The sequence below is a fragment of the Micromonospora sediminicola genome (genome assembly GCF_900089585.1).
Taxonomy (GTDB): Bacteria; Actinomycetota; Actinomycetes; order Mycobacteriales; family Micromonosporaceae; genus Micromonospora; species Micromonospora sediminicola.
The window spans coordinates 1,374,779-1,401,031 of the sequence record NZ_FLRH01000004.1 but is presented as its reverse complement, the minus strand read 5'-3'; the positions used below and the strand labels follow the sequence as shown (position 1 = coordinate 1,401,031).

Here is a 26,253-nt window from a genome sequence, read left to right as displayed (position 1 = left end):
ACATCTCCCCGGCGCGGGGGAGTCGCGGGCCGGCCGGCGGCGGGACAATGACCCGGTGACGGTCCGGGGTGTCCTCGCGCCGCTGGTGCGCGGCAGCACCTGGCGGCGTGCCGTGTTCCTGCTGCTCGGCGGCGTGCTCGCGCTGCCGTACGCGCTGCTGGCGGTGGCGTTCGCGCAGCTGCTGACCAGCAGCGGGGTGCCGCGTCCGCCCGGCGTCGGGCTGCTGCTGGTCGGCGTCGGGCTCGCGGTGGTGCCGGTGTTCCTGGCCGGCAGCCGGGCGCTGGAGATCGCCGCCGCCCGCGCGCTGCTCGCGGTCGACCTGCCGGAACCCGCCCCCGGCCACCGGATCGACCGGGAGACCCGGCTGCGCGCCGCGCTCTGGATCGCGCTGCACCTGACCACCGGCGCGACGGTGCTGTTCGCCGCGATCAGCGCGTTCCCGATGGCGCTGGTCTTCGTCGCCGGCCTGGCCGGGCTCGACGTCGGCGCGGTGTCGGACGAGCGGCTCGGCCCGTTCGACCCGGCCCGCCCGGTGACCGCCGGCCTGGCCGGCGCCGCCGTGCTGGTCGCGCTCGGCTACGCGGTGGCCGGGTTGGGCGCGCTCGCCGCCTCGATGGCCCCGGTTCTGCTCGGCCCGGCCCAGGCCGAGCGGATCGCCGCGCTGGAGGCCCGCGCGGTCCGCCTGGCCGAACGCAACCGGCTGGCCCGGGAGCTGCACGACTCGGTCGGGCACGCGCTGACCGTGGCGACGCTCCAGGCCGGCGCCGCCCGGGAACTGCTCGACACCGACCCCGAGTTCAGCCGGCGGGCGCTGCGGGCCATCGAGGAGACCAGCCGCCGGGCCATGGACGACCTCGACCACGTGCTCGGGCTGCTCCGCGAGACCGACGCCGGGCCGACGCCCGCGCCGAACGCCCCGCAACCCACGCTGGTCGGGCTGGACCGGCTGGTCACCGCCGCCCGGGCCGCCGGGCTGGTCGTCGAGTCCCGGGTCGACGGGGCGCTGGACGCGCTGCCCGCCGTGGTGTCCCGCGAGGGCTACCGGATCGTCCAGGAGGGGCTGACCAACGCCGCCCGGCACGGCCGGGGACCGGTGACGCTGCGGGTCGCCGTACCCCCGCAGGGGTTGGAGATCGAGCTGGTCAACGCCGTGCGTGGCACCACCGGGCCGACCGGCGGCGGGCGCGGGCTGGACGGCATGCGGGAGCGGGTGCTGCTGCTCGGCGGGCACCTCGACGCCGGCCCGCGCGGCGACCGCTGGCGGGTCCGGGCCACCCTGCCCGCGCCCAGGGAGGAGCCCGGGTGACCATCGACGTGCTGATCGTCGACGACGACGAGCTGATCCGGGTCGGCCTGCGGGCCATCGTGGACGCGCAGGCGGACCTGCGCGTCGTCGGCGAGGCGGCGGACGGGGCCGAGGTGCCGCCGCTGGTGGCGAAGCTGCGCCCGGCCGTGGTGCTGATGGACGTGCGGATGCCGGCCATCGACGGCATCCAGGCCACCCGCCGGCTGCTCGCCGCCTCCGCCGACCCGCCCCGGGTGCTGGTGGTCACCACGTTCGCCAACGACGAGTACGTCTACGAGGCGCTGCGCGCCGGGGCGAGCGGCTTCCTGCTCAAACGGGCCCGGCCGGCCGAGGTGGTGGAGGCGATCCGGGTGGTGGCGGCCGGCGAGTCGCTGCTCTTCCCGGCCGCGATCCGGCAGCTCGTCGGCGCGTACGGGCGGCGCGGCGGGGACCGGCTGCACGCCGCGCGGCTGACCGACCGGGAAGCCGAGGTGCTGCGGCTGATGGCGGCCGGGCTGTCCAATCCGGAGATCGCCGCCCGCCTGGTGGTCGGCGTCGAGACGGTGAAGACACACGTCGGGAACGTGCTGGCCAAGCTCGGGGTGCGGGACCGGACGCAGGCGGTCGTCGCCGCCTACGAGTCCGGGTTCGTCGTCCCGGCCGGCTGACCCGGTCCCTCCCACGGGGGAGCGGGTCCACCCCGGCGCGGGAGGGTTCCGGTGGCCGTCCGGCCGAGGCTGAGACGCATGAACCTGCCACTTCGTGATCGACTCGACCCGGTCGCTCCGCTCGCCGCCGCCTGGCTCGGCGGCTGGGGCGTGCTCGCCCTGGTGTCCACGCTGACCGGCGCCGGCTACCCGTTCGGCGCGAACGACCCGCACGGCGGCGACGCCGCCGGCCTGCTCCGACTGGTGCCGGTCTCCGTCGGCCCGCCGCTGTTCGCGGCGGTGCTGCTGACCGCCGCGGTCGCCGCCCTGGCCATGACCGGCACGAGCATCCGCCCGTCCCGTCCGCTGCGCGCCCTGATCACCGGGTACGCGGCGACCGTCGCGCTCGCGTTGGCGGTGGTGGTGCCCGGGATGCGGGTGCTGGCCCTGCTCGGCTACGCGCCGATGCTGATCATCGGCGCGCCGTTCGGCTGGCCGCCGGTGGACTACGCCGAGCTCTTCACCTGGCCGCTGTTCGCCCGCTTCGCCGCCCTGGCCGGCGGGATGCTGCTGGCCGGCGCGCTGGTGCGCTGGCGGCGGCGGGTCGCCGACGGGCCGGCGCCGGCGTGGACCACGCCCGCCTCGGCCGCCCGCTGGGGACGGTGGGCGGCGTGGACCGCCGCCGTGGTCCCGGTGCTCTACGCGCTCACCCGCTTCGCCTGGCTGTTCGACATCCCGCTCGGCATGACCCGGGAGACCCTCGCCGAGATGCGCGCCGACGGCGCGGTCTGGGCGGGTGCCGGGCTGGGCGCGTTCGCCGTGGTCGGCGCGGTGCTCACGCTGGGACTGGTGGCCCGCTGGGGCGAGCGGTTCCCGCGCTGGCTGCCCGGTCTGGCCGGCCGCCCGGTGCCGGTGCTCCTCGCCGTCGTCCCGGCCGGGCTGGTCGCCCTCGCCGTGCTGGCGGCCAGCCTCGATCTGCTCGCCGCGCCGGAGTTCGCCGACTTGATCCGCGAGGGCAACTCCGCCGCCCTGCCGATGGCGCTCTGGCCGGTCTGGGCGGTCGCCCTGGCCGCCGCCGCGTACGCGTACCAGCTGCGGCGGCGGGCCTGAACGCCCCCGGTGGTCGGTCCCGGTCACGGGGCGGGACCGACCACCGGGCGGTGCGGGAATTCTGAGCTAGCGTGGGTCGGGTGACCGCTCCCAACCAGGTTTCCCCGGTCCCGCCCGCCGAGCTGCCCGGCACGCTCGGCGCGTTGCGCGCGATTGGCCACCAGTACCGCACGGTCAAGCAGGAGATCCGCGACAACCTCCTCACCCGGATGCGCGCCGGCGAGGACCGCTTCCCCGGCATCGTGGGCTACCAGGACACGGTGCTGCCCGAGGTCGAGCGCGCGCTGCTCGCCGGCCACGACATGGTGCTGCTCGGCGAACGCGGGCAGGGCAAGACCCGACTGATCCGCGCGCTCGGCGCGCTGCTCGACGAGTGGACCCCGGTGATCCCCGGCTCGGTGCTCAACGAGCACCCGATGCACCCGCTCACCCCGGCGTCCCGCGCGCTCGTCGACTCCGCCGGCGACGACCTGCCGATCGGCTGGCTGCACCGCTCGATGCGCTACGGCGAGAAGCTCGCCACCCCGGACACCAGCGTCGGCGACCTGATCGGCGACGTCGACCCGGTCCGGCTCGCCCAGGGGCGCACGCTCGGCGACCCGGAGACCATCCACTTCGGGCTGGTGCCGCGCACCAACCGGGGTGTCTTCGCCGTCAACGAGCTGCCCGACCTGGCCGAGCGGATCCAGGTGGCGCTGCTCAACGTGCTGGAGGAACGAGACATCCAGGTCCGCGGCTACCAGCTGCGGCTGCCGTTGGACCTGCTGCTGGTGGCCAGCGCCAACCCGGAGGACTACACCAACCGGGGCCGGATCATCACCCCGCTCAAGGACCGCTTCGGCGCCGAGATCCGCACCCACTACCCGCTCGACCTGGAGCTGGAGCTGGCGCTGATCCGGCAGGAGGCCGACCTGGTCGCCGCCGTGCCGGAGCACGTGCTGGAGGTGCTGGCCCGGTTCGCCCGCGCGGTGCGGGAGTCGCCGTCGGTGGACCCGCGCTCCGGCGTCTCCGCCCGGTTCGCCATCGCCGCCGCGGAGACCGTCGCCGCCTCCGCGCTGCGCCGCTCCGGCCTGCTCGCCGGCGCCCCCGCCGACCGGGCCGAGGCGCCCGTGGCGCGGGTCGGCGACGCGGTGTCGGTGACGTCCACGCTGCGCGGGAAGGTCGAGTTCGAGAGCGGCGAGGAGGGACGCGAGATCGAGGTCCTCGGGCACCTGCTGCGCACCGCCACCGCCGAGACGTTCCGGGCCCGGCTGGCCGGGCTGGACCTGTCCGGCTTCACCGCGCTGGTGGCCGAGGGCGAGGTGGTCGAGACCGGGGAGCTGGTCTCCTCGGCCGAGCTGCTGCGCCAGGTCGGCACCGTGCCCGGGCTGGCCAAGGTGCTGGACCGGCTCGGCCTCGGCGACGCGCCCAGCCCGGAGGAGGCGGCCGCCGGCATCGAGTTCGTCCTCGAAGGGCTGCACCTGACCCGCCGGCTCGGCAAGGACGTCACCGAGTCCGGGCGCACCGTCTACGGCGGCCGGGGCTGACCGTGGCCGGCAACCGGTTCCGGTACGGCCAGTGGCGTGGCGGGCCCGACCCGCTCGCCCCGCCGTACGACGTGCGCGCCGCGGTGGACGCCGTCGGCGCGGAGGTCCTGGCCGGCGGCAGCCTGCGGGAGTCGCTGCGCGAGCTGCTGCGGCGCGGCCCGCAGGGGCGCGGCGGCCTGGACGACCTGGCCGCCCGGGCCCGCCGGCTGCGCCGGGAGGCGTTGCGCCGGGGCGACCTGGACGGCGCGGTGACCCGGGCCCGGGCCCTGCTCGACCAGGCGATCGCCGCGGAACGCGACGAGCTGCGCGGTCGTGACGGCGACGACGCGCGGTTCGCCGAGGCGGTCCTGGACAACCTGCCCGGCTCCACCGCCCGCGCGGTGGCCGAGCTGGAGGGGTACGAGTGGGCCAGCGCCGAGGCGCGGCAGACCTACCAGCGGATCCTCGACGGGCTGCGCGGCGAGGTGCTGGAACAGCGCTTCGCCGGCCTGCGCGACGCGGCGCGGGCCGCCGCCGACCCGGCCGCCCAGCGGCAGCTCGCCGAGATGATGCGCGACCTCAACGACCTGCTCGCCCGGCACGCCCGCTCGGAGGACACCACCGACGCGTTCGCCGAGTTCATGCGCCGGCACGGGGAGTTCTTCCCGGAGCGCCCGCGCGACGTCGACGAGCTGGTCGACGTGCTGGCCCGCCGGGCGGCGGCGGGGGAGCGGCTGATGCGGTCGCTGTCGGACCGGCAGCGCGAGGAGTTGGCCGGGCTGATGCGCCAGTCCCTCGGCGACCGGCTCGCCGGTGAGCTGTCCCAGCTCGACGAGCACCTGCGGTCGTTGCGCCCCGACCTGAACTGGCGGCGCGGCGAGCGGGTCCGGGGCGACCAGCCCCTCGGGTACGGCGAGGCCGCCGGCGCGCTCGACGAGATCGCCGAACTCGACGAGCTGCTGGACTCCCTCGACCAGGACCAGCCGGGCGCCACCCTGGACGACGTCGACGTCGAGGCGGTCGCCCGGACGCTCGGCCGGGAGGCCGCCGACGACGTACGCCGGCTGCGCGAGCTGGAGCGGGAACTGCGCCGCCAGGGCTGGGTCACCCGGGACGCGGAGGGGCTGACGCTCAGCCCGAAGGCGTTGCGCCGGCTGGCCGGCACCGCGCTGCGCCGCGTCTTCGCCGACCTGACGGCCGGCCCCCGCGGCCAGCACGACCTGCGCTCGGCCGGTGCCGCCGGCGAGGTGAGCGGCGGCTCCCGCCCCTGGGAGTACGGCGACGAGCAGCCGCTGGACGTGGTGCGCACGCTCACCCGCGCGGTACGCCGATCCGGCACCGGGGTGCCGGTGCGGCTCGCGGTCGAGGACTTCGAGGTGATGGAGACCGAGCGCCGGGCGTCCGCCGCGGTGGTGCTCTGCGTCGACCTGTCGTACTCGATGATCTCCCAGGGGCGCTGGGGGCCGATGAAGCAGACGGCGCTGGCCCTGTCCCACCTGATGGCGACCCGGTTCCCGCAGGACGCGTTGCAGATCGTCGGCTTCGGGCGGGAGGCGATGCCGCTGACCCAGCAGGAGTTGGCCGCGGTGGAGCCGGACATGCAGCAGGGCACCAACCTGCAGCACGCGCTGCGGCTGGCCGGCCGGCACCTGCGCCGCCACCCGGGCGCCGAGCCGGTGGTGCTCGTGGTCACCGACGGCGAACCCACCGCCCACCTGGACCCGGAGGACGGCGAGGCGTACTTCCACTGGCCGCCGCTGCCGGAGACCATCACGGCGACGATCCGCGAGGTGGACAAGCTGACCCGGTACGGCGTCGCGCTCAACCTGTTCATGCTCGGCGACGACCCCGGGCTGCGCCGGTTCGTGGACGCGGTGGCGCGGCGGTCGAGGGGCCGGATGTTCACGCCCGACCTTGACGATCTCGGCGAGTACGTGGTCTCCGACTACCTGCGCGCCCGCCACGGCCGCCGCTGACCCGCTCCCGCTGCGACCCCGCGCCCTCGGCGTCGACGCGGCCGCTCCCCGTCCCCGGATGAGGGTGGCCGCTGCCCCGCACGGCGCCTGTCGCGGCAGTCCATGCGCCCCTCCCGCCTTGGTCTTTGCGTCCTGCTCGACGGGTTGATCAAGGAGTTTGCGGCTTGCCTCCGGGGCGCATGTCGACTCCTTCATCGATGGCCCGGCGACCCAGCGGCACATCACTTCTGCGCGATATACCGCTGGGTCATAAATATGACTCAGCGGTATATCGGTCTTGCGACTGATCGGCCTGCCGACTGGCTACCGACAGTGGTCGGGCTTCCTGCCGCGTCGTTTGCCGCGTGTTGCGCAGTTCGGGTGGGGCAACGTGTTGGCGTGCCGTGGGCGGAACGGGGCGGCTGACTGTGGGCTCGGGATGCGCCCGTGGTGTTCCACCCGCGCGGCCCGTGTGGGGTGGGTGTCCGGTTCGGTGGTGGTGGGCGGCACCCTGGCGGCGGAATCGGCGGTGGGTCGGCGGCGTTGTAACCCGGTGCACGACCGAGCAGGTGGAGCGCACCCCGCCCCGCCACCCCGGAATGACGGTGGGTGGCCGGTCGTTACACATCATCCCGGCGCCGCGACGAGGCCCCCAGCCCCGCGAGCCAGCCGGATCCCTCAAGACTTTTCGAGCGCCTGACGGTGCCCACACCCCCCCCGGGTGTGTTGACCCCCGAATGGAGCCCCCCTGATGAACACGATCCTGCGTAAGAGCATCCTTGGTATTGCTGGTCTGGCCTTCACCGGTGGCGTGTTCGCCGGTCCGGTCGCCGCCCACACCGACACCCCCGCCCACGCCGCCGCCAAGCCCGTCGCGGTCGCCACCGTGCAGGGTGAGCAGTCGACCATCACCCTGAACGACGAGCAGCTGGCGAACGCGAAGGCGATCATCGCCGCGACGAAGAAGGCCGGCCTGCCCGAGCGGGCCGCGGTCATCTCGATCGCCACCGCCCTGCAGGAGTCGAAGCTGGAGAACCTCGGCCACCTCGGCGACCGCAACGATCACGACTCGCTGGGCCTGTTCCAGCAGCGCCCCTCCTCGGGTTGGGGCACGCCGGAGCAGATCACCGACCCCGAGTACTCCACCCTGGCGTTCCTCAAGGGCCTGAAGCAGGTCGACGGCTGGGAGAAGATGCCCCTGACCGACGCCGCCCAGACCGTGCAGGTGTCGGCTTACCCGGATGCGTACGCGCAGTGGGAGAAGCAGGCCACCGACATCGTGAACCAGCACTGGACCAAGTAAGACCCACGCGAAGGCCGGCACCCCCAACCCGGGTGCCGGCCTTCGCGCGTACCCCCGTCCGGGTGAACCGGGCCGGGTAGCCGGGGCGTGGCAGGTGGGGGCGGGGGTTGGATGCGGGGCATGGACGAGGTGGACGCCGCGGAGTTGCGGCGGGCGTACGACCAGGTGCTCGCGGAGGTGGACGCGGGCGGGTTCGGGCCGCCGCCGGAGGGCCAGTTGAGCGCCGAGCAGATCGTCGCGCACCTCGCCGCCAACGACGAGCTGATGAGCGAGGCGACCGAGGCGGTCCTGGCCGGCTCACCGTTCGCGTACTACGACCTGGACACCATCCACCGGCCGCAACTCGACGCGCTGGTGTCCGAGTGCGGCGGGCTGGACGGGCTCGCCACTTTGCTGCGGGCCACCAGTCAGAAGCTCTGCGCGCTGGCCGAGCGGCTCGGTCCGGCCGCCGAGACACCCGTGGAGACCGTGCTGCGCGAGGGCTTCGACCTCGACGTCGACGATTCGCTTCCCTGGGGCCGCGCCCTCGACCTGCACATCCGGGTCCACCTTCCCCTGCACCTGACCCAGCTCCGCGCCCTCCGCCGCCAACCCCATCCCGCCTGACCACCGACGCCGATCAAGGAGTCGTGGAGGTTGACAAAGCCGACATGCCTGGCCTCTCAGGCGCCACAACTCCAAGATCGGCGAAAGGCGCGGGCTCGGGCTGGTCGGGGGCGCGGAAGGTGCGGCGGTAGGCGGTGGGTGGTACGCCCAGCCGAGCGTGGAAGTGCTGGCGCAGGGCGGCGGTGGTGCCGAAACCCGCGTCGCGGGCGATCCGGTCGACGCTCAGGTCGGTGCTCTCCAGCAACACCCGCGCGTGTTCGGTGCGCTGCTGGAGCAGCCACTGCGCCGGGCTCAGCCCGGTCTCCGAGCGGAAGTGCCGGGTGAACGTGCGGACGCTCATCCGGGCGTGCGCGGCCATCTCGCGCAGCGCGACCGGCTCGTGCAGCCGCTGCCGGGCCCACTCCCGGGTGGCGGCCGTGCCGGTCGCGGTGGCCTTCGGCACCGGCCGCTCGATGTACTGCGCCTGGCCGCCCTCCCGCCACGGCGGCACCACGCAGCGCCGGGCCGCCCGGTTGGCCACCGCGCTGCCGTGGTCGGTGCGGATCACGTGCAGGCAGAGGTCGACGCCGGCGGCCACCCCGGCGGAGGTGAGCACCGGCCCGTCGTCGACGAAGAGCACGTCGGGGTCGAGCCGTACGGCCGGGTGCAGGGCGCGGAAGCGGGAGGCGTACGCCCAGTGGGTGGTGGCCGGGCGGCCGTCGAGCAGCCCGGCGGCGGCGAGCACGAACGCGCCGGTGCAGATGGACATCACCCGGGCGCCCCGGGCGTGGGCGGCGCGCAGCGCGTCGGCCACCTCGGCGGCCACCGTGCCGTCGTGCAGCGGCGGACCGGCGTGGATGCCGGGAACGATCACGGTGTCGGCGGTCTCGAGGAGTTCCAGGCCGTGGTCGGGGAGCACCTGGAAGCCGGCGGTGCTGCGGACCGGCCGGCCGCCGGGCGTGCAGGTGGCGACCGCGTAGAGCGGGTTCCGGTGCTCGTCGCGGGCGGCGCCGAAGACCTGGGCCGGGGTGCCGAGGTCGAGGGCGACCACGCCGTCGAGGGCGAGGACGGCGATGCGGTGCGGTACGGACATGGCCCGATTATTGCGCACGATGGCTTTCCGGCCACTCGTCGCCGAGCGTCGAGGCGGCCGAGACTCGGTGCGTGATCCGATCCCGCCTGCACCCGGCCTGGCTCGTCGCCGCGGTCGCCTTCGTCGCCCTGGTGGGCGCGGCCGGCTTCCGCGCCACCCCCGGGGTGCTGCTGCACCCGCTGCACGCCGAGTTCGGTTGGCCGCTGGCCACCATCTCGGCCGCCGTCTCGGTCAACCTGCTGCTCTACGGCGTCACCGCCCCGTTCGCCGCCGCGTTGATGGACCGCTTCGGCGTCCGCCGGGTGGTGGCCGGCGCGTTGGTGCTGGTGGCGGCCGGCAGCGGCCTGACCGTGGTGATGACCGAGAGCTGGCAGCTCATCCTCTGCTGGGGCGTACTCGTCGGGCTGGGCACCGGCTCGATGGCGCTGGCCTTCGTGGCGACGGTCACCGGCCGCTGGTTCGTCCGCCGCCGGGGCCTGGTCACCGGTGTGCTCACCGCCGGCGGGGCCGCCGGGCAGCTGGTGTTCCTCCCGCTGGTCGCGGTGCTGGTGCGCGACCACGGCTGGCGGACGGCGGCACTCGTCGTCGCCGTGGCCGCGCTCGCCGTCGTACCCCTGGTGGTCTGGCTGCTGCGCGAGCACCCGGCGGACCTGGGCCGGCCCGCCTACGGCGCCACCGAGGTCGTGCCGCCGGCCCGGCCGGAGGGAGGCGCGGCGGCCCGCGCGGTCGGCGCGCTCGCCGCCGCCGCCCGGACCCGGCCGTTCTGGCTGCTCGCCGGCGGCTTCGCGATCTGCGGTGCGACCACGAACGGGCTGGTCGGTACGCACTTCGTGCCCGCCGCGCACGACCACGGCATGGCGGAGACCACCGCCGCCGGCCTGCTCGCCCTGGTCGGGCTCTTCGACATCGTCGGTACGGTCGCCTCGGGCTGGCTCACCGACCGGGTCGACAGCCGGCTGCTGCTGGGCGCCTACTACGCGCTGCGCGGCGCGTCGCTGCTGGTGCTGCCGAGCCTCTTCGCCGGCCGGGCCGAGCCGAGCATGCTGGTGTTCATCGTCTTCTACGGGCTGGACTGGGTGGCCACCGTGCCGCCGACGGTCGCGCTGTGCCGGGAGTGGTTCGGCGCGTCCGGGGCGGTGGTCTTCGGCTGGGTGTTCGCCGCCCACCAGGTCGGCGCCGCGCTCGCCGCGACCGGCGCCGGCCTGGTCCGGGACCGGCTCGGCGACTACGCGCTCGCCTGGTACGTGGCCGGCGCGTTGTCGATCGGCGCGGCCGGGCTGTCCCTGCTGCTGCGCCGGCGCGCCGCCGAGGAGCCCACGTTCGTCCTGCCCGTGGTGGCCGGCCGGCGGGCCTGGAGCTACCGGGGCTGACCGGTCAGCCGACCGCCCACTGCTGCTCGGGGGCGCCGCCGCACGGCGCCTGCTCCAGCTCCCGGCCGGGCTCCGTGCCCGCGTCGTCGACCTGGGCGCACTTGCCGCTGTGCACGGCGACCAGCAGCACCGGCCCGGCGCCGGTCGGGTTGGCCTTCCACTGCTGGTTGGCCTGCCCGTTGCAGGACCACTGCTGGATGTCGGCGCCGTCGTCGGTGCTCGCCTCGTTGACGTCGAGGCACTTGCCGCTGGCCGCGTTGACCAGCAGGTAGGTGTCGGCGGCGACCGGGGTCACCACCCACTGCTGCTCCGGGCCGCCGGTGCAGTCGGCCAGCGCGGCCTGCGCGCCCTCCGGGTCGTCGCCGGTCACGCCCAGGCAGCGCCCGGACGGCACGCCCCGGATCACCTTCGGGGTGGCCACCGGCGCGGCCGGGGTGGTCGGCGCGGCGCTCGGCGACGCGGACGTCGGGGTGGGCGCGGCCGCCGTCGTGGGCGCGGCCGACGTCGGCTCGGCCGCCGCCGGGGTCGGCACGGCCGCCGCGGGCACCACCGGTCGGCCGTCGCCGCCGCCGAGCACGCCGGTGGCGAAGAAGACCCCCAGGAGTACGCCGACCGTGGCGACGCCCAGCGCGATCCGCATCAACGGGTCCTGCGGCAGCCGGACGCCGCGGGCGCGGCGGGCGCCGTAGACGGTGCCGGACGGGTCGGTGTGCGGGTCGGCCATGGGGGCATCCTGACCCACCGGGGGCCGCCGGGGCCAGTCGCCCCGGCGGCACGGTGACTCAGTCGACGACCCGGACGTCCTTCCAGAACGCCACCCGGTCGCGCACCATCTCGGCGTCCGGCTTCGGGTCCGGGTAGTACCAGACCGCGTCGGCGCTGGTGGCGCCGCCGTGTTCCAGCGTGTAGTAGGAGGCGGTGCCCTTCCACGGGCAGACCGTGTGGGTGTCCGACTCGCGGATCAGGTCGTCGCGCAGGGCCGCGCGGGGGAAGTAGTGGTTGCCCTCGACCAGCACGGTGTCGTCGCTCTCCGCGACGACGAGGTCGTTCCAGACGGCTTTCGGCATGTCCTCCACGCTATGCCGGTAGCCGCCCGCCGGCCACCGCTCAGCGGGTCGGTTCCGGATCGGTGACGTCGGCGACGGTCGCGTCGAGCGCGGTCAGCGCGGCGTCGGCGTCCAGCGCCACGGCCGTCCCGTGCTCGCCCGCGCCGAGCGTGATCTCCCGGCCGCGCAGCCGCTCGTCGGCGACGACCGGCCAGGCGGTGCGCGACCCGAACGGCGTGATGGTGCCGCGCGCGTAGCCGGTCGCTTCCTTCGCCGCGTCGGCGTCGGGCAGCGACAGCCGGCTCACCCCGAGCAGGGCGCGCAGCTTCGGCCAGGAGACGACCCGGCCGCCGGGGGTCAGCACGAACAGGTGGTCGCCCTCGCCCCGGCGCACCACGATCGTCTTGACCACGTCGGGCACCTCGACGCCGCGCGCCGCGGCCGCCTCGGCGAGGCTCGCCACCGGCCCGTGCCGGATCACCCGGTACGGCAGGCCGGCGGCGTCGAGGGCGGTGAGCGCGGGATTCGCCATGGCGGTCACGGTAACCCGCGAGTCGTCGGCGAGTCGGCGGAAGGCCACCGTGGACATCCCACGAATTGTCGTACCCGAGCGTAAGGTGATCTCATGCACGCTGTCCGTGATCATGAACGGGCGGTGGACACGCTGCGGCGTTCCTACGCCGCGGTGCCCGCCGGAGAACCCGTACGGCTGGCCAAGCAGACCTCGAACCTGTTCCGCCCCCGATCCGCGCCGCGTACGCCGGGCCTGGACGTGAGTGGACTGACCGGCGTGCTCGGCGTCGACCCGGCGGCCCGCACCGCCGACGTGCAGGGCATGTGCACCTACGAGGATCTGGTCGACGCGACGCTGCCGCACGGTCTGATGCCGCTGGTCGTGCCGCAGTTGCGCACGATCACGCTGGGCGGCGCGGTGACCGGCCTGGGCATCGAGTCCACCTCCTTCCGCAACGGCCTGCCGCACGAGTCGGTGACCGAGATGGACCTGCTCACCGGCGCCGGGGAGATCGTCACCGCCCGGCCCCAGGGCGAGCACGCCGACCTGTTCCGCGCCTTCCCCAACTCGCTGGGCAGCCTCGGCTACGCCACCCGGCTGCGCATCGAGCTGCAACCGGTCCGCCGGCACGTGGCCCTGCGCAACATCCGGTTCACCCGGCTGGAGGAACTGGTCGACGCGGTGGCCGAGGTGGTCGCCAAGGGCGCCTGGGCCGGCGACCCGGTCGACGCCATGGACGGGGTGATGTTCAGCCCCGGCGAGTCCTACCTCGTGCTCGGCACGTTCACCGACGAGGCCGAGGGGCCGCCGTCGGACTACACCGGCCAGGAGATCTACTACCGCTCGCTGCGCCGCCGCACCCGCGACGTGCTCGGCGCGTACGACTATCTCTGGCGGTGGGACACCGACTGGTTCTGGTGCTCGGCGGCGTTCGGGGTGCAGCACCCGGTGGTGCGGCGGCTCTGGCCGCAGCGCTACCGGCGCAGCGACGTCTACCACCGCATCGTCCGGCTGGAGCACCGGCACCAGGTGGCGGCCCGGATCGACAGGTGGCGGGGTCGGCCGGCGCGCGAGCGGGTGGTGCAGGACGTGGAGATCCCGCTGGACCGTACGGCCGAATTCCTGCGCTGGTTCGCGGCCGACGTCGGCATGACACCGGTCTGGCTCTGCCCGTTGCGGCTGCGTGAGCCGGCCGGCCGGGGATCGGCCCGGGCGTGGCCGCTGTATCCGCTCCAACCGGGCGAAACCTATGTGAACATCGGCTTCTGGGGGAGCGTGCCGATCGCGGCGGGAGCCGCCGACGGCGACGTCAACCGCCAGATCGAGCGCATGGTGTCGGAGGTGGGCGGCCACAAGTCGCTCTACTCCGACGCGTACTACGACCGGGCGGCGTTCGACCGGCTCTACGGCGGGGACACCTGGCGCGCCGTGAAGGACCGCTACGACCCGGACCACCGACTCACCGGACTGTACGAGAAGGCGGTATCCCGAGCATGAGTCTGACCGACCGAACACCGGGGGCGGCGAGCGCCCCGGCCGGTCCGCCGGCGGGCGGCCGGCGCACCGGACCGACCGTGGCGGACGTGATCCGCGCGGTCACCACCCGCGACCTGCCGGTGCGCGTCACCGGATACGACGGCAGCGCGGTGGGCCCGGCCGACGCCGGGATCACCCTGGCGATCCGCACCGAGCGGGGCCTGTCCTACCTGCTCACCGCGCCCGGCGACCTGGGCATGGCGCGGGCCTACGTCAGCGGCGACCTGGGGTTGGAGGGGGTGCACCCCGGCGACCCGTACGAGGCGTTGCGCGTGCTCAAGGACGAGATGCCGCTGCGGATGCCCCCGGTGAGCGAGGCGCTGGCCCTGGTCAAGGGGCTGGGCTGGGAGCGGTTGATGCCGCCGCCGCCCCCGCCGCAGGAGGCGGCGCCGCGCTGGAAGCGGGTGGTGAACGGGCTGCGCCACTCGCGGGCGCGGGACAGCAACGCGATCTCCCACCACTACGACGTGTCGAACGCCTTCTACGAGAAGGTGCTCGGGGAGTCCATGACGTACACCTGCGCGGTCTTCCGCAGCCCGGGCGACACCCTGGAAGAGGCGCAGCGGGCCAAGTACGACCTGGTCGCCGGCAAGCTCGCGCTCAAACCGGGGATGCGGCTGCTGGACGTCGGCTGCGGCTGGGGCGGCATGGTCCGGCACGCGGCCCGGGAGTACGGCGTGAAGGCGCTCGGTGTGACGCTGTCCCGGGCGCAGGCGCAGTGGGCGCAGGCCGCGATCGAGCGTGAGGGGCTGGGTGACCTGGCCGAGGTGCGGCACCTCGACTACCGGGACGCGCCGCGCGAGCAGTTCGACGCGATCTCCTCGATCGGGCTGACCGAGCACATCGGGGTGCGCAACTATCCGGCCTACTTCGGCGCGCTGCGGTCCCGGCTCAAGACCGGCGGCCGGCTGCTCAACCACTGCATCACCCGCGCCGACAACCGCGCCCCGCACCGCTCCGGCGCGTTCATCGACCGGTACGTCTTCCCGGACGGTGAGCTGGCCGGTCCGGGCCGGCTGATCAGCGAGATCCACGACGCCGGGTTCGAGGTGCACCACGAGGAGAACCTGCGCCAGCACTACGCGCTGACGTTGGCCGGCTGGTGCCGCAACCTGGTCGAGCACTGGGACTTCTGCGTCGACGAGGTGGGTCCGGGCACCGCCCGGGTCTGGGGCCTCTACATGGCCGGCTCCCGGATGGCGTTCGAGCGCAACGGCATCCAGCTGCACCAGGTGCTCGCCACGCACAACGGCCCGCAGGGGGTCAACGGCTATCCGCTGCGCCCCGACTGGACACCCTGACACCCGTACCGACGAGAGGCCGCACGGACCGTGCGGCCTCTCGTCGCCCCTATTGACAAGCAAGTTTTTTACGTACAAACTTGCTTTTGCCATGAGAGACGTCCTGTATCTGGAACAGCGCGAGCAGGCCGAAGCCCTGCTCAAGCCGCAGCGCATCGAGGTGCTGCGGCAACTGGCCGAGCCCCGCACCTGCACCGAGGTCGCCGCCCGGCTGGAGCAGACGCCGCAGCGCGTCTACTACCACGTCAAGCAACTGGTCGCGGCCGGGCTGGCCGAGCAGGTGGCCGAGCGGCGGGTGCGCGGCATCAACGAGGGCATCTACCGCGCCGTCGCCCGGTCCTACTGGCTCTCCCCGCGGCTGGTCGGCCGCATCGGCGGCGCCCGCCGGGCGCAGGACGAGCTGAGCCTCGGCTACCTGCTCGACCTCATGGAGGAGGTCCAGGCCGACATCGCCGGGCTGGACCGCGCCGCCCCCGAGCTTCCGTCGATCGGCGTCTCCGGCGAGATCCGGGTGCCCGCCGAGCGGCGGCAGGAGTTCCTGCACGACCTGCAGTCGACGCTGCAGGACCTGTTCACCCGCTACGGCGGCGCCGAGGGAGACGCCTTCAAGCTCGCCGTGGCCTGCTACCCGAAGGGCAACCAGCATGAGTGACCCGATGACCGTCCGCGCCCGTCTCGCCGCGCCGGTGGCGACCGTCCGCCGGGCGCTGACCGATCCCGCCGAGCTGCGCGTCTGGCTGGCCGAACACGCCGAGGTGGACCTGCCCGGGCGGTACGAGTTCTGGGGCCGTTACACGCCCGAGGGCGACGTGCCGCACCAGCGACTGCTGCACGCCGACGAGAAGACGCTGCGCTTCGCGTGGACGCTCGACGGGGTGGAGACCACCACCGAGTTCGAGCTGGAGCCCGACGGCGACGCCACCGTTCTGACGCTGCGGCAGAGTCACTTCTCCTTCGAGGAGGCGATGAACGGCAGCAGCATCCGGGGCGTGCTCCAGACGTTCTGGGCGCTGGCGATCGCCAACCTCAACGCCCACCTGGAGGGGAGGCCGCTGCTGCCGCGGACCGACTTCACCTCGGCCGACCTGCGCGGCGAGATGCTGATCGACGCGCCGATGGACAAGGTGTGGACCTCGCTGACCGACTCCGAGCAGGCGAGCGCCTGGTTCGGCTACCCGATCGGCATCGAGCCGTGGGCGGGTGGTCGCTACGCGATGGGCGGCTTCGACGCCGGCTACGCGGCCAAGGTGCTCGACGTGACGCCGGGGCAGGCGATCTCCGTCGACTGGGGACCGACCGGCGTCAGCTCGTGGGAGCTGGCCGAGTCCGGCGGCCGGACGAAGCTGACCTTCGTGCAGTCCGGCTTCGACCAGGGCAATCCCCCGTACGCGGCGTGGACCGGCACCGTCGCCGGCCTGGCCGAGCTGCGGCGCTTCCACGAGGTGCCCAACTGGCAGCCCATCTGGCTCTGAGGTGTAAGGAGGGGCCCCCTGTTAACGCCTCCGGTAGAGGAGGGGGCCCCGCTTAACACGTGCCCCGGGTGGGTAATGGCGGGCGATGTTCTTCATCTTCGGGCTGCGGACCAAGGTCGACCGGTCCGGCGTCGTCACCCAGGTCTGCCGCCACTGCGGGAACCAGGCCGCCCAGGTGATCACCCGGCGGGCCACCAAGTTCAGCCTCTTCTTCATCCCCCTGATCCCGGTACGCACCCGGTACGCGCAGCAGTGCACGTTCTGCGGCGCCGAGTACGAGATCTCCCGCGCCGACGCCGAGCGCCTCCCGGTCGGCTGACCGTGACCCGCTTCCTCTGCTGGCTGATCGGGCGGCAGCCGGTGCCTCCGCCCGCCGTACCGGTGCACACCGCCGCCCGCCCACCGTGCACGCCCGGTCGCCGGCGCCGTCGTCGCAGTCGACCGACGGCGGGGGCGCTGTCTCCGCGGTCACCGTGGAACCGCTCCGCCGGCCGCTGACGCCTGGGCTGTTAACAGGGGTCCCCGCCTCTACCGGAGGCGTTAAGAGGGGGCCCTTCCTTACACTTCATCGGGTGGAAGATCGGCTGAGCGAGATCCGGGGTGGGGGGCCGCCCCGGCGGCACAACGCCCGCACCGTCGCGGCGTTGACCGGCAACCCCGGCTGCACCCGCCGCGCCGTGCTGGACAGCGCCGGTGCGGACAAGCCGGCGTTGGCCGAGCGGCTCGGCTTCCCGGCCCGCTTCGGGCAGTCCCGCTTCGCGATCACCCGGGGCAACGCGTTCGAGGCGCAGGTCAAGGCCGACGGCGGGGCGGAGCTGCTGCGCCTGGTGGCGGAGCGGCTCGGCGTACCGGTGCCGGCCGGTGCGACCTGGACGGACCTCGGTGCCGACGACGACCGCCCGGAGCGGTCCCGGGCGGCGTTGACCGCCGGGGGCGACGGTCCCGCGCTCTTCGACCACCCGCTGCTCGGCCTGGACGTGGCCGGCCGGCGGGTGCACCTGGAACCGGACCTGGTCGCCGCGCGCCTGGCCGGCCGGTTCCACGTCGTGGAGATCAAGTCGTTCCCGGTGATCGACGGGCAGGCCGACCCGGCCAAGGTCGCCGCCGCGGCGATCCAGTCCGCCGTCTACGTGCTGGCGCTGCGCGACCTGCTCGCCGCCGGGGGCCGCGACCCGGAGCTGGTGTCGCACGAGGTGGTGCTGGTCTGCCCGCGGGACTTCACCAACCAGCCGGTGGCCAGCCTGCTCGACGTACGCCGGCAACTGCTGGTGCTGCGCCGCCAACTGGCCCGGATGGCCCGGGTCGACGACCTGCTCGCCGCCGTGCCGGCCGGTTTCACCGCCGACCCGACGGCCGACCCGGCCACGCTCGCGGCCGCGTTGCACCGGGTGCCGGCCCGCTACGCGCCGGACTGCCTGGCCGCCTGCGAGCTGGCCTCCTTCTGCCGGCATGAGGCGCGCGGCCACACCGGGGCGCTGGGCCGGCCGGTCCGCGAGGCGCTCGGCGGCGTCGTCGAGGTGGCCGACGTGCTGGCGCTCGCCGAGGGCGTCCGCACCCCCGAGCCGGAGCAGGCGGAGGCCGCCGCGCTGCTGCGCGCCGCCGCGCGCCTGCGGGCCGAGGTCCTGACCGGCAACCCCGCGTGAGTACGCTGCGCGCGCTCGCCCGGGCGCAGGCGGTCGCCACCGGAGCGGCCCAGCCGGTGGCGACGGTCCGGCACCTGCACCTGTCCGACCGGCCGCTGGTGCTGGTGCCGCTCGCGCTGGCCGGTGAGGCGAACGCCCCGCTGGCCGCGCTGGTCGGCGCCGCGCCGGACGAGGCCCGGCTGCTGGTGGTGCCGCAGCCGCGCAACCGCGACCAGCGCTTCGCCTTCGCCGCCGAGCTGGCCGGCGTCGTCCTGCCCTACCTGGACTCGTTCCGCACGGTGACCGAGGCGGTGGCGGTGGACCGGGGGCGGGACGTCCGGCACCGCTACGTCGACGCGCCGCAACTGCTGGTGCCCAACCCGGCCGGGGTCACGTTCCTGCGCCTGTTCGGTCGCTCCACCCGGTTCCGCCGGGTCGACGGGGACCACCCGGTGCATCCGTCGGTGCCGCTGCTCGGCCGCTGGGCGACGTTCTTCGCCGAGCGCGCGGAACAGCCCGGGTCGGCCGCGCTGCTGGCGCTGACCGACGCGTTGACGCTGCACTGGGCGACCGGGCAGAGCGCGGTGGAGGATCTGCACCTGCCGGCCGTGCTCGGCTGGCTCGATCCGCCGGCCGGACTGACCGGCGCCGAGGCGGCGGTGGCGGCCGAGGACCCGGCACGGTGCCCGCCGGCGGGGCCGGCCACCGACCCGGACTTCGACAACCACCGGCTGGCCCCGGCGATCGAGGCGTACGCGCGGGCCGAGGACGACCCGGCCGCCCGCGCCACCGCGTACGACGAACTGGCCGGGCTGCTGCGCGACCAGCTCGCGCCCACCTGGGAGCTGATGTGGCGCGGCGTCGGGCTGCTGCGGGCGCTGCCGCCCGGTGCCCGGGTGGCCGGTCGCTGGGCCGGTGACCGGGACGCGTTCACCGCGTACGCCGAGCACGTCGACGCCGGTGGCGGCCCGCAGCCGCGCCGCGACGGCGCGGTGGCCGCGGCGCTGCGGTTGCAGCGGCTGGAGCGGGCGGCGACCGCGTGGGCGGTGCAGCGGGCGTACGACGACCCGCTGGTTATGGCCGAGCACCGGCTGGCCGGGGAGGCGTTCGTCGGCGAGGTGACGCTGGCCGACCCGAAGCGGGTGGACGACTCCGGCCGGCGGCCGGTGCTGCGTCCCCGGATCCAGGTGGTGACCACCGAGCCGGTGCCGATGCCGGTGGGCGCGACGTTGTGGTCGCCGGCCCGCCCGGGACAGAAGGCCAGGATCGTCTTCCTGACCCCGGGTGCGGACGGCAAGACGGAGGTGGTGCTGGAACTCTCCGGTGGGATGGGCCGCGGGTTGTCCGCCCCGACGGGCAGCGTGCCCGAGGTGGGGGAGCGGATCTGCCTGACCAGCCTGTCGGACGGTTTCCTGCCGGGCGGCGCGTTCCCGGCGCCGGAGGAGACGCCGTGGACGCACGGCGGCCCGCCGGAGCATCACGAGGAGTAGCTGTATCAGTCCATTTACATGCTTGAAACTTAATCGGTTCAGTAGTGCACTGGTGGCTGCCACACCACCGCCCGCCACGAACCGAATGAGGTGACCCATGCGAAGCAGCAGGTTCCGCCTCGCGTCGACCGCCGCCGCCACCGTCCTGGCCGCCGTCACCGCGCTCACCGTCGTCACCCCGGCCGACGCGCACACCGTCTCCCCGGTCAACGCCAACGCCTCCACCGCCACCCGCGACGTGCTCAACTGGCTCGCCCACCTGCCCAACCGGAGCAGCAACCGGATCGCCTCCGGCTTCTTCGGCGGCTACAGCAACAGCGGCTTCTCGCTCAACCAGACCGAGGAGCTGCGCGCCGCCACCGGGCAGTACCCGGCGATCCTCAGCTGCGACTACGGCTCCGGCTGGGCGACCAACAGCGACATCACCGCACTCGTCGACCACTCCTGCAACGGCGCGCTGAAGTCCTGGTGGACGAGCGGGGGTCTGGTCACCATCAGCGTGCACCTGCCCAGCCCGGCCAACGCCAACGGCGGCGGCCTGAACACGCCGATGGGCAACTTCGCCGACCTGCTCAACCCGTCCACCGCGGCCGGCGCCCGCTGGCGACAGCTCCAGGACAAGATGGCCGCCGGCCTGCAGGACCTGGAGAACGCCGGGGTTCCGGTGCTGTTCCGGCCGTTCCACGAGGTCAACGGCGACTGGTTCTGGTGGGGCAACCGCGACCCGAACACGTTCAAGCAGGTCTGGCAGCAGATGTACACCTACCTCACCGGCACCAAGGGGCTGGACAACCTGCTCTGGGTCTACTCCGCCGACTTCAGCCGGGGCAACCGCACCGCCTACTACCCGGGCGCCTCCTACACCGACGTCGTCGGCATGGACGCGTACGACGACAACCCGCAGGTCTCCGGCATCCAGTCCGCGTACGCCGAGCTGGTCGGGCTGGGCAAGCCGTTCGCGTTCGCCGAGATCGGTCCGGACAGCCAGGGCTCGTTCGACTACGGGCGCTGGGTCACCGCGTTCCAGCAGAGCTACCCGAAGACGTCCTACTTCCTGGCCTGGAACGACGGCTGGGGCCCGGCCCGCAACTCCGGCGCGAGCACGCTGTTCAACAACTCCTGGATCGCGAACCGCGGCGAGGTCGACCTGGGCGCCGTGACCGAGCCGGGCGGCGGTGGCACCACCACCCCGCCCCCGTCCGGCGGGACCCTGCTCAACGGGTTCGAGTCGGGCACCGAGGGGTGGACCGGCGCCAACGTCACCGGGGGGCCGTGGCAGGTCACCGAGTGGGCGTCGCAGGGCACCCGCGCGCTCAAGTCCGACGTGAACCTGGGAGCCGGGGCCGCGTACCTGAAGAAGACCGCCACCACCAGCCTGAGCGGGCGGACCACGCTGCGCGCCACCGCGCGGGTCGCGCCGTGGGGGAGCTTCGGCACCGGCAGCCAGGCCAAGCTGTACGTCAAGACCGGCGCCGGTTGGCAGTGGTTCGACGGCGGCAGCGTGGCCGTGACCTCGGCCGGGGTGAACCTGTCGCTGTCGCTTGCCGGCGTGGCCAACCTGGGTGACGTCCGGGAGATCGGCGTGCAGTTCGTGCCGGGCAGCGGCGCGGGCGGCACCTCCGCCGTCTACGTGGACAACGTCACCGTCCAGTGACGACCGCGGGTCCGGCCCGGCGTCCCGCCGGGCCGGACCCGCCCGGCTCACCGGTCCGGTGACCGACAACGAACGACTCTGGCGGCGGCCCCCGGCGCTGGTTAGGCTTGCGCCGTTCGTCGTCCGCCGTCCGGTCCTCGTCACCGAGGGTGCACGTCTGGAAGAGAGCCGGAGCGCATCGTTGTCCCCCAGCACGACGTGAGCCTCGCCGTCGCGGCGCCGGCCCGTCACCCGCTCGCCGGCCGTGTCGGACTCGTCGCGGCCGTCGTCGTCGTACTCGGGGAGATGATCTGGCTGGTCGCCGGCCTGCCCGGCGCGGCCCTGGTCAGCGACCTCGGCGCGATGGCGGTGTCGAGCTGGGCGGCGGTGCTCTGCGTCGGCGCGGCCCGCCGGCACCCGCACGCGCTGCGCCGGTTCTGGAGCCTGCTCGCGGCCACCATGGTGCTCGCCGCGCTCGGCCGTACGGTGTGGACGGTCGAGCGGCTCGGCGGGATCGACCTGCCGCACACGCCGCTGGTCGGGGGTCTCTTCACCGCCGGCATCGTCACCGGCACCGCCGCGCTGCTCTGCTCCCGGGCCGGCCCGCGCAGCCTGATCGGGCAGGCCCGCACGCTGCTCGACGGGGTGATCGTCGGGCTCGCGCTGATCCCGATCGGCTGGCTGCTGGTGTTCCGCGACGTGGCCGACGCCGACCTGGCCGACCCGCTTCGCACGTTCGGGCTGCTCTACCCGATGTTCGACCTGATGCAGCTGACCATCCTGGTGGCGGTCGCCGGGCCGGGCCGCCCGATGTGGCGCTCCCTCACCGTCATCGGCGCGGGCCTGGCCATCCGGGCCGGGGCGGACACCGTCTACGTCTCGCTCGTCGCGCACGGCAGCTACGCGCCCGGGCACCCGGTCGACGTCTGCTGGCCGTTGAGCTACCTGCTGGTCGGCCTGGCCACCCGCTACCCGCCCCCGGCCTGCGGGGACGGGGAGGAGGACGTCGAGTCGCCGTTGCCGCCCTGGTGGCGGGTCGCGCTGCCGTACCTGCCGGTGGGTGGGGCCATCGTCGCCGTGATGCTGTCCCGGCGGCCCACCGGGCAGACCCCGCACCTGGTCTTCGTCGGCATGATGGCGCTGCTCGGCGTGCTCGCGCTGCGGCAGGGGCTGGCCGCCAACGAGAACCTGCGGTTGGTCGGCCGACTGCGTCGCCTCGCCTACTCCGACCAGCTCACCGGCCTGCCCAACCGGCTGACGTTCATCCGGCGGCTGCGCCGCGCGCTGCGCGCCGGCGGGCCGGTCGCCGTGGTGCTGCTGGACCTGGACGGCTTCAAGCAGGTCAACGACCGGTTCGGGCACGCCGCCGGGGACCGGTTGCTGACCACCACCGCCGAGCGCATGCGGGACGCGGTCGGGCCGGACGGGATGATCGCCCGGCTCGGCGGGGACGAGTTCGCGGTCCTGGTCGCCGGGGACCGCCCGGTGTCGCCGGAGCGGCTCGCCGTGCGGCTGCTCGCCGCGCTCGAACCGCTGCCCGGCGAGGAGGACCTCGGTGTCCACCCGTCGGCCAGCATCGGCATCGCCGAGTACGGGCCGCAGCACACCTCGCACACCGATCTGCTCCGCGACGCCGACATCGCCATGTACGCGGCGAAGGCCTCCGGCAAGTCCGCGTACCGGACGTGCACGGCGGAGCTGCGCGAGTCGGCGGTCGGCCGGGCCGAGCTGATCGCCGACCTGCGGCGGGCCGTCGACGAAGGTCAGCTGCTGATGGAGTTCCAGCCCATCGTGGACCTGGCCACCGGCACCGTCCGCAGCGCGGAGGCGTTGGTCCGTTGGCGGCACCCCCGGCTGGGGGTGCTCACCCCGGCGAGGTTCCTGCCGCTGGCCGAGGAGACCGGCCTGATCCTGGGCATCGACCGGTGGGTGATCCACGAGGCGTGCCGCGCGGCGGCCACCTGGCGCGAGCACGCGCCCGAGGTGACGGTGGCCGTCAACATCGCTGCCGCCCACCTGTGCCGACCCGACCTGATCGCCACGGTCACCGGCGCGATGGGCGCGGCCGGACTGCCGCCCCGCGCGCTCACGCTCGAACTCACCGAGTCGGCGCTGATCGAGGGCAGCGAGGCCGTGCTCGACCGGCTGGCCCAGTTGCGTGACCTCGGCGTCCGCATCGCCATCGACGACTTCGGCACCGGCTACTCCTCGCTGAGCTACCTGCACCGCATCCCGGCAACCGAGCTGAAGATCGACCGGTCCTTCGTGTCCCGGTTGGACGCCGGCGACGCCCGCGCGTACGCCACCGTCGAGATGGTCAACCGGCTGGCCGGCGCGTTCGACCTGGCCGTGGTGGCCGAGGGGGTGGAGACCGGCGCCCAGCACGCGGCGGTCACCGCGATCGGCTGCCGGCAGGGCCAGGGCTGGCGGTACGGCCGCCCGACCGCGTTGTCCGACCTGCTCCCCACGCTGGTCCCGGTGGACGCCGCCCGCTGACCGGCCCCACCGCCTCCGGGCCGAAGGTCCCGGGCGGGACAGGGGGTTCGGCCCTGCTGCCGGCGTACCGGTCGCCGCCACGATGGTTCTCGTCAACCAGCCGGCACACACCCCCATCCGGGAGCCAGAGATGAAGCGACGGACGCTCGACCTGTTGTTCAGCATCGGTGGGCTGGGCCTCGCGGTCCTGCTGCTCGTCGTCGGCGTCGTCCTGACGACGAACGCCAACTTCGCCAACAACTACGTGCACGACCAGCTCGCCGCGCAGCACATCAGCTTCACCCCGCAGGACAAGCTGTCCGACGAGGAGAAGAAGTCGGACTGCCTGCGCGAGTACGCCGGCCAGCAGCTCACCACCGGCAAGCAGGCCGAGTGCTACGCCAACGAGTACATCGGCCTGCACCTGACGTCGATCGCCGGCGGCAAGACGTACGCCGACCTCGGCGCGCCGCAGAGCGCGCTGCGCGAGCAGGTGGCGCAGGCCGAGCAGGCCAAGGCCGCCAACCTGGCCGACCTGCAGAAGCAGCTCGCCGAGGTGAGCGCCCAGCGGGACACCGTGTTCAAGGGCGAGACGCTGCGTGGCCTGCTGCTCACCTCGTACGGCTTCAGCGAATTCGGCCGCAAGGCCGAGCAGGGCGCCCTGGCCATGTACCTCGGCGCGGCCCTGCTCCTGCTGCTCTCCGCCGCCGGCCTGCTGCACGCCCTGCGCACCCCGGCCAGCGCGACGTTCGCCGCCCCGGAGCACGAGAAGATCACCACCTGAGCCCGCACCCGCACACCGCCCCCGGCCGTTTCTGGTCGGGGGCGGACCATTGGGCTTGACCCTCACGCTGCGGGAGGCGGCAGCCTTGGTCGCGGAAGGGAGGGAACCATGGCGTACACGGTGGGTCAGGTGGCGCGGGCGGCCCGGGTGACGGTCCGGACGCTGCACCACTACGACGAGATCGGGCTGTTGCGGCCGAGCGGGCGCACTTCGGCGGGCTACCGCCGCTACGACGATCGCGACCTGGACCGCCTGCAGCTCATCCGCTACTACCGCGAGCTGGGGTTCCCGCTGGACGAGATCGCCGAGATCCTGGACGACCCGACGGCCGACCCGGCGGCGCACCTGCGCCGGCAGCACGAGCTGCTGTCCGGGCGGATCGGCAAGCTCCAGGAGATGGTCGCGGCGATCGAACACGCGATGGAGGCGAGGAAGGTGGGGATCCAGTTGACCCCGGAGGAGCGGTTCGAGGTGTTCGGGGACTTCGACCCGGACGAGCACGCCGAGGAGGTCGAGCAGCGCTGGGGCGAGACCGACGCGTACCGGCAGTCGCAGGAGCGGGCCAGCCGCTACACGAAGGAGGACTGGCTGCGCAACAAGGCGGTGAACGAGGACTGGGGCCGGCGGTTCGCCGCGCTCATGGACTCGGGCGCGCCGGCCGACGGCCCGGAGGCGATGGCGCTGGCCGAGGAGCACCGCCAGCTCATCACCGATTGGTGGTACGACTGCCCGCTGGAGCTGCACACCGGGCTGGCCGACATGTACGTGGCCGACCCCCGGTTCACGGCGTACTACGAGACGATCCGGCCCGGGATGGCCGCCTACCTGAACGAGGCGATCCACGCCAACGCGATCAGCCGGGCCTGAGCCGCCGGCGGTGGCACGATGACCGCATGCTCATCGTCGCCGGCACCCTCTACGTCGATCCGGCCCGGCGGGACGCCTACCTGGCGTCCTGCGCGGAGGCCGTCCGCGCGGCCCGGGCCGCGCCCGGCTGCGTCGACTTCGCGGTCAGCGCCGACCTGGTCGAGCCGGGCCGGATCAACGTGTACGAGCGGTGGGAGTCCGACGAACAGCTGCTCGCGTTCCGTGGCTCGGGGCCGGACGCGGAGCAGGTGACGGCGATCCTCGGCGCCGAGGTGCACAAGTTCCGCATCTCCGGCGTCGAGGCCCCCTGACCGGCTGTCGCACCACCCTCCCGGTTCCCGCCGTCCGGGTTCTCGCCGTCCGGGTTCTCGCCGTCCGGGTTCTCGCCGTCCGGGTTCTCATCGTCCGGGTTCTCATCGTCCGGGTTCCCGCCGTCCGGGTCCCCGCCGCCCGGAGTCGCGACGGTCCGCCGCCGCGCCCCTACGGCCGGGGTCCGGGGCGGTGTACGCCCCCTGTCTCCCTCTCGAGCTGAGTCGTTGGTGATATCACCGGCTACAGCCGTAGCCGGCGGTCGATGGTCACCGGCGACCGGCGCGTGAGTCGTTCCCGATATCAGCTCTAAAGGGAGTCGCCGGAGGGATCGCCAGCCCCAGCCCCAGC

Annotated in this window: 24 protein-coding genes; 20 read left to right on the top strand and 4 right to left on the bottom strand. The window is 74.2% G+C overall.

The genetic code is table 11. From position 1 onward, the window contains the following. The first annotated feature begins 55 nt into the window (after nucleotides 1-55). From GA0070622_RS28105 to GA0070622_RS28075, 7 genes are all read left to right on the top strand, one after another. Nucleotides 56-1,306 carry a sensor histidine kinase gene (locus GA0070622_RS28105; protein ID WP_091581502.1) on the top strand — a complete coding sequence of 417 codons (1,251 nt, stop codon included), beginning with the start codon at nucleotides 56-58 and terminating at the stop codon, nucleotides 1,304-1,306. Then, the gene (locus GA0070622_RS28100) at nucleotides 1,303-1,953 is read left to right on the top strand and encodes a response regulator (protein WP_091581495.1); all 651 of its coding nucleotides are present in this window, start codon (nucleotides 1,303-1,305) and stop codon (nucleotides 1,951-1,953) included. The genes GA0070622_RS28105 and GA0070622_RS28100 overlap by 4 nt, the downstream gene beginning before the upstream one ends. A gap of 78 nt (nucleotides 1,954-2,031) precedes the next feature. Then, nucleotides 2,032-3,042 (top strand): hypothetical protein, encoded by a 1,011-nt coding sequence (locus GA0070622_RS28095; RefSeq protein ID WP_091581491.1) that lies wholly within the window; start codon nucleotides 2,032-2,034, stop codon nucleotides 3,040-3,042. Nucleotides 3,043-3,113: 71 nt separating this feature from the next. Further along, nucleotides 3,114-4,568 carry a magnesium chelatase ATPase subunit I gene (locus GA0070622_RS28090; protein WP_091581487.1) on the top strand — a complete coding sequence of 485 codons (1,455 nt, stop codon included), beginning with the start codon at nucleotides 3,114-3,116 and terminating at the stop codon, nucleotides 4,566-4,568. Between the two features lie 2 nt (nucleotides 4,569-4,570). Next, a complete protein-coding gene (locus GA0070622_RS28085) occupies nucleotides 4,571-6,523 on the top strand; it encodes a vWA domain-containing protein (protein ID WP_091581483.1) in 1,953 nt (650 codons plus the stop codon). A 730-nt stretch (nucleotides 6,524-7,253) separates the two neighbouring features. Beyond that, complete coding sequence (locus tag GA0070622_RS28080; RefSeq protein WP_091581479.1) at nucleotides 7,254-7,805, top strand: hypothetical protein; 552 nt, start codon at nucleotides 7,254-7,256, stop codon at nucleotides 7,803-7,805. 129 nt (nucleotides 7,806-7,934) lie between these two features. Beyond that, nucleotides 7,935-8,411, top strand: coding sequence for a hypothetical protein (locus tag GA0070622_RS28075; protein ID WP_172968029.1), 477 nt, complete (start codon nucleotides 7,935-7,937; stop codon nucleotides 8,409-8,411). Nucleotides 8,412-8,424: 13 nt separating this feature from the next. On the opposite strand, the gene GA0070622_RS28070 is transcribed toward GA0070622_RS28075, so the two are convergent. Then, nucleotides 8,425-9,483 carry a GlxA family transcriptional regulator gene (locus tag GA0070622_RS28070; RefSeq protein WP_176710588.1) on the bottom strand — a complete coding sequence of 353 codons (1,059 nt, stop codon included), beginning with the start codon at nucleotides 9,481-9,483 and terminating at the stop codon, nucleotides 8,425-8,427. Nucleotides 9,484-9,554: 71 nt separating this feature from the next. Here GA0070622_RS28070 and GA0070622_RS28065 point away from each other — a divergent pair, with 71 nt between their 5' ends. Then, nucleotides 9,555-10,853, top strand: a complete 1,299-nt coding sequence (locus GA0070622_RS28065) for an MFS transporter (protein ID WP_091581468.1) — start codon at nucleotides 9,555-9,557, stop codon at nucleotides 10,851-10,853. Nucleotides 10,854-10,857: 4 nt separating this feature from the next. Here GA0070622_RS28065 and GA0070622_RS28060 read toward each other — a convergent pair whose 3' ends face one another. Genes GA0070622_RS28060 through GA0070622_RS28050 form a run of 3 tightly spaced genes read right to left on the bottom strand, consistent with a single transcriptional unit; the run spans nucleotide 10,858 to nucleotide 12,431 of the window. Beyond that, nucleotides 10,858-11,577 (bottom strand): RICIN domain-containing protein, encoded by a 720-nt coding sequence (locus tag GA0070622_RS28060; protein ID WP_091581464.1) that lies wholly within the window; start codon nucleotides 11,575-11,577, stop codon nucleotides 10,858-10,860. A gap of 58 nt (nucleotides 11,578-11,635) precedes the next feature. Continuing rightward, the gene (locus GA0070622_RS28055) at nucleotides 11,636-11,920 is read right to left on the bottom strand and encodes a DUF427 domain-containing protein (protein ID WP_091581459.1); all 285 of its coding nucleotides are present in this window, start codon (nucleotides 11,918-11,920) and stop codon (nucleotides 11,636-11,638) included. Nucleotides 11,921-11,960: 40 nt separating this feature from the next. Further along, a complete protein-coding gene (locus GA0070622_RS28050; protein WP_245666883.1) occupies nucleotides 11,961-12,431 on the bottom strand; it encodes an aminoacyl-tRNA deacylase in 471 nt (156 codons plus the stop codon). Between the two features lie 93 nt (nucleotides 12,432-12,524). Here GA0070622_RS28050 and GA0070622_RS28045 point away from each other — a divergent pair, with 93 nt between their 5' ends. The 12 genes from GA0070622_RS28045 (at nucleotide 12,525) to GA0070622_RS27990 (ending at nucleotide 25,904) form a co-directional block, all read left to right on the top strand. Continuing rightward, nucleotides 12,525-13,910, top strand: a complete 1,386-nt coding sequence (locus GA0070622_RS28045; RefSeq protein WP_091581451.1) for an FAD-binding oxidoreductase — start codon at nucleotides 12,525-12,527, stop codon at nucleotides 13,908-13,910. Next, nucleotides 13,907-15,250: a class I SAM-dependent methyltransferase gene (locus GA0070622_RS28040; RefSeq protein WP_091581447.1), complete on the top strand. Its 1,344-nt coding sequence runs from the start codon at nucleotides 13,907-13,909 to the stop codon at nucleotides 15,248-15,250. Before GA0070622_RS28045 ends, GA0070622_RS28040 begins: the two co-directional genes overlap by 4 nt. Nucleotides 15,251-15,341: 91 nt before the next feature. Continuing rightward, the gene (locus tag GA0070622_RS28035; protein WP_091581442.1) at nucleotides 15,342-15,902 is read left to right on the top strand and encodes a winged helix-turn-helix domain-containing protein; all 561 of its coding nucleotides are present in this window, start codon (nucleotides 15,342-15,344) and stop codon (nucleotides 15,900-15,902) included. Further along, nucleotides 15,895-16,722 (top strand): SRPBCC family protein, encoded by an 828-nt coding sequence (locus GA0070622_RS28030; RefSeq protein ID WP_091581437.1) that lies wholly within the window; start codon nucleotides 15,895-15,897, stop codon nucleotides 16,720-16,722. The genes GA0070622_RS28035 and GA0070622_RS28030 overlap by 8 nt, the downstream gene beginning before the upstream one ends. 85 nt (nucleotides 16,723-16,807) lie before the next feature. Next, entirely contained in the window at nucleotides 16,808-17,041 is a 234-nt protein-coding gene (locus GA0070622_RS28025; RefSeq protein ID WP_091581433.1) for a zinc-ribbon domain-containing protein, read from the top strand. Between the two features lie 253 nt (nucleotides 17,042-17,294). Beyond that, a complete protein-coding gene (locus GA0070622_RS28020; protein ID WP_091581429.1) occupies nucleotides 17,295-18,365 on the top strand; it encodes a hypothetical protein in 1,071 nt (356 codons plus the stop codon). Then, nucleotides 18,362-19,834, top strand: coding sequence for a hypothetical protein (locus GA0070622_RS28015; protein ID WP_091581424.1), 1,473 nt, complete (start codon nucleotides 18,362-18,364; stop codon nucleotides 19,832-19,834). Before GA0070622_RS28020 ends, GA0070622_RS28015 begins: the two co-directional genes overlap by 4 nt. 97 nt (nucleotides 19,835-19,931) lie before the next feature. Next, the gene (locus tag GA0070622_RS28010) at nucleotides 19,932-21,488 is read left to right on the top strand and encodes a glycosyl hydrolase (RefSeq protein ID WP_091581419.1); all 1,557 of its coding nucleotides are present in this window, start codon (nucleotides 19,932-19,934) and stop codon (nucleotides 21,486-21,488) included. A 198-nt stretch (nucleotides 21,489-21,686) separates the two neighbouring features. After that, on the top strand, nucleotides 21,687-23,963 hold the full coding sequence (locus tag GA0070622_RS28005; protein ID WP_245666872.1) for a putative bifunctional diguanylate cyclase/phosphodiesterase: 2,277 nt from the start codon (nucleotides 21,687-21,689) through the stop codon (nucleotides 23,961-23,963). A 130-nt stretch (nucleotides 23,964-24,093) separates the two neighbouring features. Beyond that, nucleotides 24,094-24,726, top strand: coding sequence for a hypothetical protein (locus GA0070622_RS28000; RefSeq protein ID WP_091581415.1), 633 nt, complete (start codon nucleotides 24,094-24,096; stop codon nucleotides 24,724-24,726). 108 nt (nucleotides 24,727-24,834) lie between these two features. Beyond that, a complete protein-coding gene (locus GA0070622_RS27995) occupies nucleotides 24,835-25,593 on the top strand; it encodes a MerR family transcriptional regulator (RefSeq protein ID WP_091581412.1) in 759 nt (252 codons plus the stop codon). A 26-nt stretch (nucleotides 25,594-25,619) separates the two neighbouring features. Next, nucleotides 25,620-25,904, top strand: coding sequence for a putative quinol monooxygenase (locus GA0070622_RS27990; RefSeq protein WP_091581409.1), 285 nt, complete (start codon nucleotides 25,620-25,622; stop codon nucleotides 25,902-25,904). Nucleotides 25,905-26,253 lie beyond the last annotated feature (349 nt).